The organism is Microcoleus sp. MOSTC5, assembly GCF_036701825.1.
Taxonomy (GTDB): domain Bacteria; phylum Cyanobacteriota; class Cyanobacteriia; order Cyanobacteriales; family Microcoleaceae; genus Microcoleus; species Microcoleus asticus.
This window is the reverse complement of the sequence record NZ_JAUBRK010000113.1, coordinates 1-10,840: the sequence shown is the minus strand read 5'-3', so window position 1 is coordinate 10,840 and position 10,840 is coordinate 1. Positions and strand designations below refer to the sequence as shown.

At 46.1% G+C, this 10,840-nt stretch carries 11 protein-coding genes and 1 pseudogene; 8 read left to right on the top strand and 4 right to left on the bottom strand.

Annotated features, from left to right (window positions below; all coding sequences use genetic code 11):
* Positions 1-117: 117 nt before the first annotated feature.
* Entirely contained in the window at positions 118-795 is a 678-nt protein-coding gene (locus QUA54_RS32740; RefSeq protein WP_333419024.1) for an urea transporter, read from the bottom strand.
* Between the two features lie 387 nt (positions 796-1,182).
* Positions 1,183-1,383 carry a pentapeptide repeat-containing protein gene (locus tag QUA54_RS32735; RefSeq protein ID WP_333419022.1) on the bottom strand — a complete coding sequence of 67 codons (201 nt, stop codon included), beginning with the start codon at positions 1,381-1,383 and terminating at the stop codon, positions 1,183-1,185.
* Positions 1,384-1,462: 79 nt separating this feature from the next.
* Between QUA54_RS32735 and QUA54_RS32730 the strand changes: the two are divergent.
* Positions 1,463-2,237, top strand: a pseudogene (locus tag QUA54_RS32730) (IS1 family transposase).
* Between the two features lie 246 nt (positions 2,238-2,483).
* A complete protein-coding gene (locus tag QUA54_RS32725; protein WP_333419020.1) occupies positions 2,484-2,696 on the top strand; it encodes a hypothetical protein in 213 nt (70 codons plus the stop codon).
* A gap of 302 nt (positions 2,697-2,998) precedes the next feature.
* Here QUA54_RS32725 and QUA54_RS32720 read toward each other — a convergent pair whose 3' ends face one another.
* Positions 2,999-3,166 (bottom strand): hypothetical protein, encoded by a 168-nt coding sequence (locus QUA54_RS32720; RefSeq protein WP_333193867.1) that lies wholly within the window; start codon positions 3,164-3,166, stop codon positions 2,999-3,001.
* A 99-nt stretch (positions 3,167-3,265) separates the two neighbouring features.
* Between QUA54_RS32720 and QUA54_RS32715 the strand changes: the two genes are divergently transcribed.
* The 4 genes from QUA54_RS32715 (at position 3,266) to gmk (ending at position 8,176) form a co-directional block, all read left to right on the top strand.
* A complete protein-coding gene (locus tag QUA54_RS32715) occupies positions 3,266-4,138 on the top strand; it encodes a hypothetical protein (protein ID WP_333419019.1) in 873 nt (290 codons plus the stop codon).
* A gap of 158 nt (positions 4,139-4,296) precedes the next feature.
* The gene (locus QUA54_RS32710) at positions 4,297-6,399 is read left to right on the top strand and encodes a M3 family metallopeptidase (protein ID WP_333419017.1); all 2,103 of its coding nucleotides are present in this window, start codon (positions 4,297-4,299) and stop codon (positions 6,397-6,399) included.
* A gap of 868 nt (positions 6,400-7,267) precedes the next feature.
* Entirely contained in the window at positions 7,268-7,534 is a 267-nt protein-coding gene (gene remA, locus QUA54_RS32705; RefSeq protein WP_293332561.1) for an extracellular matrix/biofilm regulator RemA, read from the top strand.
* A 78-nt stretch (positions 7,535-7,612) separates the two neighbouring features.
* A complete protein-coding gene (gene gmk, locus QUA54_RS32700) occupies positions 7,613-8,176 on the top strand; it encodes a guanylate kinase (RefSeq protein WP_333203668.1) in 564 nt (187 codons plus the stop codon).
* Positions 8,177-8,352: 176 nt separating this feature from the next.
* Here gmk and QUA54_RS32695 read toward each other — a convergent pair whose 3' ends face one another.
* Positions 8,353-9,090 (bottom strand): hypothetical protein, encoded by a 738-nt coding sequence (locus QUA54_RS32695; protein WP_333419015.1) that lies wholly within the window; start codon positions 9,088-9,090, stop codon positions 8,353-8,355.
* Positions 9,091-9,325: 235 nt separating this feature from the next.
* On the opposite strand from QUA54_RS32695, the gene xseA reads away from it, so the two are divergent.
* Positions 9,326-10,495 (top strand): exodeoxyribonuclease VII large subunit, encoded by a 1,170-nt coding sequence (gene xseA / locus QUA54_RS32690; RefSeq protein ID WP_333419013.1) that lies wholly within the window; start codon positions 9,326-9,328, stop codon positions 10,493-10,495.
* Positions 10,492-10,719 carry an exodeoxyribonuclease VII small subunit gene (xseB, locus tag QUA54_RS32685; RefSeq protein WP_333419011.1) on the top strand — a complete coding sequence of 76 codons (228 nt, stop codon included), beginning with the start codon at positions 10,492-10,494 and terminating at the stop codon, positions 10,717-10,719. Before xseA ends, xseB begins: the two co-directional genes overlap by 4 nt.
* Positions 10,720-10,840 lie beyond the last annotated feature (121 nt).

Below are 10,840 nucleotides of genomic sequence, written 5' to 3'. Positions count from 1 at the left end.
GACTCGAACTCATGCACTGGCTAATTTCATAAATTCCTTTTTTTGTCAACTCCTAATACTGAACCGACGCCCTAGGACGACTAGCACAACTGAAATAAGCTTGTCTGAGAAAAAGACCTACCCCAGACAGATCGGCAGCGATTGTACCAAGCGAAATCCGTCAATTGCACCCGCTGGAAAAGGGGGTGGCGGCGGCCCCAGATCGAAGAAGGGTTGGGGCACAAATGCCAGCAGGAGTAGAAAGGTCAGCATCACCCCATTAAATGGGATGCCCAGGGGAGCCACTCTGAACCGGATGGCAAACCACGTCCCTACCGTTTCCATCGCCACCGCTGCGAGAGCAGACAGGATAATGATGGCGATCGCCCAGACAGGATTCCAGGCTCCATTACCAAACCCCCCAAAGAAAGCCATCGCCGCACCAACGAGCATTCCATTCAACCCGAAGATCCCATTCTGGATGGCGCCTGGATTGGCTTTGAGGACGATCGCCATTAGCGTTGCGCTGGCAGTCCCGACTAAGCTCATACTCCCCAGCCAGGGAGACTGAATGAACATAGCAACGAGGATTAGCAATCCACTTAAAGGGTTGTTGACAAAAATGACCTGACTAATTCCCCGCAAAGTGGCGTTGATGAAATCGAGCAGGGGTTGATTTGCGAGGCTCTGATTGAGGGCTTGCATTGTACCCAGCCCCGATAGAAGTCCCTTCGGCTTCTGAAATGAGGGTTCCGGTGCTAAAATCCGCGAAATCAGTTCGTGTAAGGGTAATGGCTCGTCGTTTGTTGTAGCCATAGAATGAGCGTTGCTTATTGGTTTGTCAGTTTTGAGGAAATAAATTAAGGGGGTTTTCCGCCTAAATGCAGCGGTTTAAGGCGTAATCTTTGGATTTGCCCAACTTTACCTCAATTACAGATAATGCAATATAAACTAAACCATAGCACGGGGAGCGATCGCAGACATACCGTATTTTTCTGTCATTTCATCAAAGCCTGTTACCAATTCATTGAGCAAGGCAACAACTTCTTGAGCGGACATTGTATGTCTCAGAAATTAAAGAGTAATCTCTCACCATTAGTAGCGACCGCATTTCAGTAAGCCAAAGCTTTTCTACTAAAGATATCGTCACCTTTTTAGTAGAAAAGCTGACATCAAAGTCATCAACCAACTGGCATCAATTTATTAATTTTTGACCAGATATTCCCGAGACTTATACTTCGAGCCATCAGGCATAATAGCGCCTTCAAGCAAAGCACCACTCAGGTCATAAATGCTAACTTTAGCACCTTTGAGATTGGCACCACTTAGGTAGGCACTATTCAAATTAGCACCACTCAAACTAGCATTTTTCAAATTGACGCCGCTCATATTTGCGTTACTCAAGTCCGCACAAATTAGGTAGTGCTTTTATGTAAAGGATAGAGGATAATAGCTCTATGCCAATCTTTTGAGGAGTCTCATGATGAAACCCTATCTGATTTGTCCCACTTGTGGTTCTGACGATGTGATGAAAAATGGTATGACTCGTCGCGGAAAACTTTCACCATAAATGTCGTGACTGTGGTCGCCAGGAAAGTCGAAAATCCTAAGTGGCAACCCAAAAACACCGACACCGGGCGCAAAAATTGAGTTGCTTCTCCTGGAACGGATTTCTCTTGCTGGCATTGCCCTCCTTCATGGGTGTTTCCTCTCTTCTGGCTTCTTGCATTATGTAAACCACTTGTACACTGCCGTAGAACCCAAGGCTACAGTGAGCCCAAAAGAAGTTGGAAAACACACCGTCCAAATGGATGAACTATGGTATGAAAGTAGACAACAAAGGGAATAAACAATGGGTTTGGTTAGCGATGGATGCCAAGACTCGGGAAGTTCACGGATGTCATATTGGAGACCGTTCCTTAAAGTCGGCTCTTGCATTATGGGATTCCCTACCGAGTGTCTATCGCCTGCAGTGCCAAGATTTATACCGATCATTGGGAGGCATATGCTGCGGTTTTACCGACATTCACGGCATCAGCCTGTGGGGAAAGAAAGCGGATTGACGAGTTACATTGAACGATTAAATAATACTCTAAGGCAGCGAATTTCGCGATTAGTCAGGAAGACATTATCGTTTTCTAAGAAGTTGGAGAATCATGGCTGGTGCTATTTGGAATTTTATTCATGACTACAATCACCAAATCCGATTAGCAATCCTGAAGACTCAACCCCCTCTATTTTCTCCATCCTTTACATAAAAGCACTACCGAACGCTCCAGAAGTTATCAATAATCAGAGTAAAAGTTTGCGATATCATGGTATAGTTTGGAAAAATACTACTGAACCTAATGGCTTTGGGATTTCCAATGAAGACGAGCTAGTAAATGTTCCGTACCAGTTTTAAATACCTGCTAATGAATGCGGCAGGGTGCATGGCTTTTTTAGTGAAAATGTTTTTTATATTGTCTGGCTAGACCCAGATCACAATCTTTATAGTTGAAATTATGATAAATTACCCACGGTCAGGACACGGCAGTGCCCTTTCTCTACAACATAATTGGGTGATATTTACGTCTCTGGCATCGCCTGTTTTGAAGTGGGGCAACGGCATTGCCTTGTCCGACTTGCTATTACGCAATCCGACTCCTAGAAACCGGGTTTTTTACCGAGTCTGCGGGCTGCGACGAACTATTATCATCAAAAAAAATGGTTTCTGAACCAGATGCGTCCAGGACTAATTTTAAGAAAATTTGGCATAGAGAGCTGAAATAAAATTAACGCTTAAAAAGCCTACTGCTAGTACGAGAATGATAAAGATGGCGATAGTGAAAATGGACTTTAGCCGATCGGCAATTCCTGATTTTTCTGAGTTCATCGGTCAATTTTTGCAGTAAATTTTATCCGGGCAATTGAGAAACATTAGATTATACCAATGCGCGCACAAAAATGCAACTCCAGACAAGCTCCAAACCCCGATCGCCGTCAGTAGGTCGCATTTTTTTAACTTTTAATCTAAAATCTAAAATCTAAAATCTAAAATAGTCTTAGGCATTGTTCGGTTAGCCTGGGCAGCTATTGTCGATCGCCCGAACCCGATGACCCTAACTCCTGTAAAATAGAGGGCGCGTTGGGGCGAACCTTTTAACAGCCGGAATTGGGCGCGATCGCCGTCAGCTCCCAAATACACAATCAGATGTCAGTCATCCTTTGCTTGCTGACAAAGGTAAAAATAGAATAGTTTCAGGAAATAATCTAAAACATATAACTGAAAAAAGGATAGAAATAGATGCTCCACCCAGTCTCGCAACCTTACCAACAACGAGAAAATACTATGACTCAAAGAGCCGTGCGGAAGCCAAACCCCTATGTTGGAAACCAGTTGAGGCAAAGTTTTCCTCAAAGGCACTGGCTGGAGCTGGCAGAGTACGCCTCTCTGGCGGCCTCTGGTGTGGGTTCCCTGGCGGTGGCTGTGTCGGGTCAAGCTTTTTACGGGGTGGCTCCCCTAACTTTGGCTTTGTCCCTGAATGTTGCTAACAGATATCGGTTCGAGCAGCAAGTGCGGGTGCATCAAAATTCCGAAATGGCTCAAGTGCAAAAGTCTGTAAATAAGGTCGAAAAAACAGCGGTGACGGTAATTGTTAAATTGCGCAAGCAGTTGTCAGCAGATATTGCAGCGCTGCGCCAGCAAATGGCTGCACTGCCTGGGGCAGAAGGTTTTGAGGAGTCGATCGACATCCAGCGGCAGTTGCTGAGTTTAGGAGAGTCGGTAGCTTCTTTGCAAGAAATCGTGGCGTCTGCTGTGCTCGATGTCCGCCAGCAGGTGAGCGCACAACTGCAAGATTTATCGGTTGACCAATCGGCGAATCTCCAAGCTGTGGAACAGGCTATAGAGCAACTCGAAAGCGCCACGCAAGGCTTGGCAGAAACTTCTATCACCCGAGACGACTGGGAAGTAGTAAATACTCGATTTTTGGAAATCCAGAAAGTCATGGCCAATTTGCAAAGCCAACTGCAAGCTCCCGCGCACCAATCGACTGGTGATTTGTCAATCGTCCAAGCTCAAATCCACCGTTTGGAACACGAGCAGCAAGAAGTTGTTAAACCTCACCTCAAGCGCTTAATCTCGGTTGTCAAGGAGTTGCAGCAGAATAGTCAGTAGTTATTAGTCATTAGTCATTAGTCATTAGGAAGATTTTCTCACTCTCTGACTCTCCGACTCTACCGCGAATAGATCCCAACTTTTTCGACAAATGTGTTACAAAATGAAAAGCTAATCTGCGTAGTTCACCTGTTTTCAACCTGCTACAACAAAATTCTATGACTGCAACTCTCACTCTTGCTGATAACCCGTTACTAATCGGTCAAGGATTGCCTCCATTTGACGCGATCAAACCAGAGCAGGTAGTCCCCGCTGTTACCCAACTGCTGACCGAACTAGAAGCCTCGCTAGCTGCCTTAGAATCGTCTGTCGAGCCGACATGGAGCGGTTTAGTAGAACCCTTGCAGCGGCTCGGAGAGCGTTTAAATTGGAGCTGGAGCATTGTCGGACATTTGATGGGGGTGAAAAATAGCCCGGAACTGCGATCGGCTCACGAAACAGTGCAGCCGGAAGTAGTAAAATTTTGGAGCAAGCTCAGTCAAAGCAAACCGCTTTATGAAGCTTTTAAAGCGCTGCGGGCTAGCGAAAATTGGGACAGCTTAGAGTCAGCTCAAAAGCGAATTGTCGAAGCCGCTCTCCGAGACGCCCAACTCTCAGGCGTCGGTTTAAAAGGCGAGCAAAAAGAGCGTTTTAATGCCATTCAATTAGAATTGGCGGAAATTACTACCCAATTTTCCAATCACGTCCTCGACGCTACCAAAGCATTCAGCATCACCCTCACAAACAAAGACGAAATTGACGGTTTGCCGCCGAGTTTGTTGAGTTTAGCAGCTCAAGCCGCTCGCAGCGCGGGCGAAGAAAATGCGGATGCCGAAAACGGCCCTTGGCGGATTACTTTAGACTTTCCGAGTTACGGCCCTTTCATGCAGCACAGCACCCGCCGCGACTTGCGCGAAAAGTTGTACAAAGCTTTTATCAGCAGAGCAAGTAGCGGAGAATTGAATAACTGGCCGTTGACCGATCGAATTTTAGCTTTGCGCCAGGAAAAAGCTGCTTTGCTCGGGTTTAGCAGTTATGCCGAATTGAGCTTGGCGAGCAAAATGGCTCCCGACGTTGCAGCAGTGGAAGCTTTGTTAGAAGAATTGCGCTTAGCTAGTTACAGTGCTGCTGTCAAAGATTTAGAAGAATTGAAAGATTTTGCTGCCGAAAAAGGCGCGCCGGAAGCTAAGGATTTAAAGCACTGGGATATCGGTTTTTGGTCGGAACGGCGGCGGGAAGAAAAGTTTGCTTTTAGTGCCGAAGAATTGCGCCCTTACTTTGCTTTGCCGCAGGTATTAGAGGGGTTATTTGGATTAGTCAAGCGGCTGTTCGGCGTGACAGTAACTGCGGCGGACGGTCAAACTCCTGTGTGGCACAAAGATGTGCGCTATTTCCAAATAGATGACGAAGCAGGAAATAGGATCGCCAATTTCTATTTAGACCCCTACAGCCGCCCCGAGGAAAAGCGCGGCGGTGCTTGGATGGACGAGTGCGTGGTGCGCGCTAAATTTGTGGAAGCGTCCAAGACAACCACGCGGTTGCCGGTGGCTTATTTGGTGTGCAACCAAAGTCCTCCTGTTGACGGGAAACCGAGTTTAATGACTTTTTTGGAAGTCGAAACTTTGTTTCACGAATTCGGTCACGGTTTGCAGCATATGCTGACAACGGTAGACTATCCGGGGGCTTCGGGCATCAATAATGTTGAGTGGGATGCCGTGGAATTGCCCAGTCAATTTATGGAAAATTGGTGTTACGACCGCGCGACTTTGTTCGGGATGGCAAAGCATTACGAAACCGGGGAAACTTTGCCGGAACACTACTACCAAAAACTGCTAGCAGCGCGCCACTACATGAGCGGCACCGCCATGCTCAGGCAAGTACATTTTAGCAGCGTTGACATCGAATTGCACCACCGCTACCGATCGGGCGGCAGCGAAACTGTGGCCGATGTCCGCAACCGCATCGCTAAAACTACTACTGTTTTGCCTCCTCTGGAAGAAGACGCATTTTTGTGCGCTTTCGGACACATTTTTGCGGGCGGCTATGCGGCAGGGTATTACAGTTATAAATGGGCGGAAGTGCTCAGCGCTGATGCTTTTGCGGCGTTTGAGGAAGCGGGTTTGGAAGATGAAATGGCGATCGCATCTACAGGCAAGCGCTTCCGAGATACAGTGTTAGGATTGGGCGGCAGTTTGCACCCGATGGAAGTGTTTAAAACTTTCCGGGGACGCGAACCGAGCACTAAAGCTTTGTTGAGGCACAGCGGTTTAGTTGCGGCTTAATTAAGTGTGGAATTACTGGGGATTAATGCGGGTAAATTTATCTGCATTAATCCCTGTTTTTTGTTAAACAAGATTTAGGCATATCATGTATGTGTAGGGTGCGGTGTGGATGAAGTCTTACCGCTATTCAGCAGATTCCAGGTTTATTAAGCACACAACAGATCGTTCGTTCCCCGTAGGACACGGCATTGCCGTGTCCCTACAATTCATAAACCTGGAACACGTTATAATTCATGCGTAAAACTTTTTGCGTAAGTTTTATTGTTATTTTTGCGTAAGTTTTATTGTTATAAAATTGATAATTGGAGCCACACTTTTTTTATTGGTATTAAACACTTTTTTTATTGGTATTAATAGGACTAAAATTTTCACTACAAACCCATTTTATTGTAGAACATCATGCAATAAACATCTGTAGTTTGGCACATCATCCCCAATATTGCGGTGAAAAATCGGGCAGAAAGTGCGATCGCCAGCAGATTTTTGTTTAGTTTGAAGGCTCATCAAACCCGCATTTGCAAATATTTGCTGTCCTTGAGCGCTGATTATACTTAACTTTCCCTCTCCCTGAAATTAACTTTATATTTCGCAATATTTAAGGGGTGTTTTCTCGATACAGCTAATGCTTTTATTAGCAACTAAAAATCGACGGTTTTACCGAATCTTTAAGATAGAGCGGCAACAGCGAGTCTTTTTTAAATTTTTGATAAAGAACAGGGTAATCGGCGTCAAGTGGGTCAAAAAATTAGGTATAAACTAAAACACTTAGTTGGGATTAATTTAAGGATTGTCAGAAAAAATCTTTGTATATTATATGATAAAAAGTAAGGATTGATAGTCAATCGTTCACCTACAGATTAAGATTTTCATGGATATTCAATTAATTAATATCGGTTTTGGTAACATTGTGTCTGCTAATCGAGTGATTGCCATTGTCAGTCCCGAGTCAGCGCCAATTAAGCGGATTATTACTGATGCGCGGGAGCGGGGACAACTGGTTGACGCAACTTACGGCCGCCGCACGAGAGCGGTAATTATTACAGATTCGAGTCACGTCATCCTCTCGGCGATTCAGCCGGAAACTGTTGCTAATCGTTTTGCGATCGGCAAAGACGCTCAAGGTCGGGATGATTGAGGTTGGTCAGTTGCAATTTAAGCGTTTACAGTCTAAAGTAAGCAGAAACTTAAATTGTTACACGTTTCTATTCTAAAAATGAAATCCGGTAAATTAATTGTTCTGACGGGGCCTAGCGGTGTGGGGAAAGGCACCTTATTACGATCGCTCCTCAATCGCCATCCCGAATTGTATCTTTCGGTATCGGTGACAACTCGATCGCCCCGTGAGGGAGAAATTGAGGGAAAGCATTACTATTTTGTCAGCCGCAGCCGCTTTGAACAAATGGTTGAGGCTGGAGAATTGGCCGAATCGGCCGAGTTTGCCGGTAATTTTTACGGTACTCCTTATTTGGGTCTCAAACAAGGAATCGGTGAGGGAAAATCGGTAATCTTGGAACTTGAGCTGGAAGGGGCGAGGCAAATTAGGAATAATTTTCCAGAGGCGCTGCGAATTTTTATTTTACCTCCTTCTTGGGATGAGTTGGAACGGCGCTTGCGGAGTCGGGGTCAAGATTCCGAAAGTGCGATCGCCCGTCGGTTGCTGCGGGCTAAAGAGGAAATTGAAGCTGCGGGGGAATTTGATTTTCAGGTTGTTAATGATGATTTAGAAGTTGCTTTGAAAAAACTGGAATCCATATTGTTTGTTAGCGACGGAAAATGAGGGGATGGGGGAAATTTTTGAGTTTCGACTTGGGAGATGGGAAGAAAGAGATAGAATTTGATGATTTTCCTAGATGCCATTTTCTTCGCTTGGGCGATGTACAGATTCTTTGCTCGCGAGTGGGACGAATAGCACTTGGATATTCGGAGCGATGTAACCGAATAGGATATTACCCATTACCAATTACCAATTACCCATTTTTCAGTCCGGGCTAAAACTTCGCTACTTTGTTTTATAGCAACACAAACTTTTAAATTCAATTCCAGAATATTTGAGGAAGGCGGAAATTTCCTGAGCGGTTCGATTTCGCGAGCAGAACAGCCCAACATTTCCATATAAGCTAGCGTCCACCCAATAGCTGCAATATCGTCTACATTGCCAGTACCCTCGCACAGGTGACAGCTAATTTCGCCCTCGGGCCCGCACTCGGGACAAACCCAATTTCCCAGTGCTGAATTGGGCTGATTTGTGCGGGTTGCGGATGCAATTGTTAATGCTTTAATATGATTTTGAACTACTTGTTTAAAGCCTCGGCTTTGGTTGCTGCGGTGCTCAGAATTGCCCTGCGATCGCCCGATTTCTTCTGCTGGCTGTTGAAACGAAGGAAGAGATGCTGTTTGGTTCTCCCTGGTTACTCTAGATTCGCCTAGGTTCGCAGTAAGCTGAATACCATAGCCTTTCGACTCCGAAGTCTGAGAGTGGTTGAGTGCGCTGGAGGAATCGGATTCGCAAGTTGTGAAGGATGTTTCTATTTGATCGGCAAAATCTTGCATTGAGAGATGATGTTCGATCGCCAAAGACCAAGTTCTTTTATGTCGGAGGTCGCCATATTTTCTGGCTTCGGCCTCAGTAATGCCGATCGCCGCAGCCTCTTGGCGCAGCACATTCATCGAAGTCGTTGTATCTGATATCATGAGTTTGTTTGCAGTTAATTAACGATCTGCCGATCGGTATACAAATAAATTACCTTAGATCTAGTACAATAGTCCGGACTATTTTTAGATCCTAGTCTGAAACCATTGATTTTCCGTTAGGAACTAGATTGCGCAATCGCCCTGAAACCCTTATTTTACGGTTGGCAATCACACACTGTCCGAAGTATTGATAGTAGCCTAAATCTAAAATCTAAAATCTAAAATCTAAAATTGGATGACTTCAATTCTTCCCGATACAGCGTTGTCTGTTGCCGGACTAACATCTTACCTGCAAGACTTGTTGGAGGGCGATCGCAACCTGCAATCAGTTTGGCTGACAGGCGAGGTGTCCAACGTTTCGCACCACCCCAGCGGCTGCTTTTTCACTCTTTGCGACACCGACAAAAGCGCTGCCATTCGCTGCGTGGTGTGGAATTCTCAGCGGCAAAAATTGGTGCAAATGCCCGCAAAAGGAGAACAGTTGCTGGTTTTGGGAAGCATTCGGGTTTACAAAAATCGCGGCGAGTACCAGTTGACTGTTGTGCAATCGCTACCGGCTGGGGAAGGATTGCAGGCTTTGCGGTTGCAGCAATTGCGATCGCGCTTGGAGGCTGAGGGTTTCTTCGATCCCGCCAGAAAGCGCCCGATTCCCGCACACCCGCAAATTGTCGCCGTGGTGACATCCGATACCGGTGCTGCTTGGGGGGACATTCAGCGCACTCTAGCCCAAAGATATCCGGGTTTGCGGGTGTTGCTGTCGCCGACAGGAGTGCAGGGAGAATTGGCTGCTGCTGCCATTGCTAGGGCGATCGCTCGGGTAGAATTGGACGGTAGGGCTGATGCGATCGTTTTAGCGCGCGGCGGCGGTTCTGCGGAAGATTTGGCTTGTTTTAATGATGAGAGAGTTGTCAGGGCGATCGCGAATTGCCCGATTCCAATTATTACAGGAATCGGGCACGAAAGAGACGAATCTCTCGCCGATTTAGTAGCAGATAAACGAGCCCACACTCCCACTGCGGCGGCGGCTCAAGCTGTACCAATTTTGGCAGATATTTACTTAGAACACAAGCAGCGAATGGTCAATTTAGCAAACGCTGTGCGGGCAAGATTTCAGACAGAAGAAGAGCATTTGCAACTGTTACAAAATCGATTAAAACGCTTGCCTGCTACATCCCGAACTTTGCGGCAAGTAACTGGTAAACTGGAGGTATTGCAAGAAAAGTTATCCGCACTGAATCCGGCAGCGGTTTTGCAAAGGGGTTATGCGGCGGTAATTCAAAATGACGGTACGATCGTCCGCACAACTGACGGTTTGGAATTGGGAGAGGAATTGACTGTGAGGTTGAGTCGGGGCGTGCTGAAAGTTAAGATTGTAGAAGTATGGGATGCGGAAGAAAAGTTATGATTGATTCGCCGTTGCGCCAGTCTGACTGGAATTATGAGGAAACGGTCGATCGAATTGAAGCGATTATCGATCGGGTGGAATCGGGAGAGTTGCCTCTAGAAGAGGTTTTCGAGCAGTTTGCGGTGGCTTTGGAGTGTTGGCAGGAGTGCGAAAGTTTTTTGGCGCGGAGGAAGGAACAGATGGATTTGTCGATCGAGCTTTTAGCTGCGGAACCCGATTTTTAAGCGCATATGAACGGGGATTAGGACCGATAAATGTAGAGAAAATAGCAGGGTAATCGCATCTTAATTGAGGTAGGATGGTGAGGGAAATTGTTCAAAGATTTGACAGTATAATTCAAGCGCA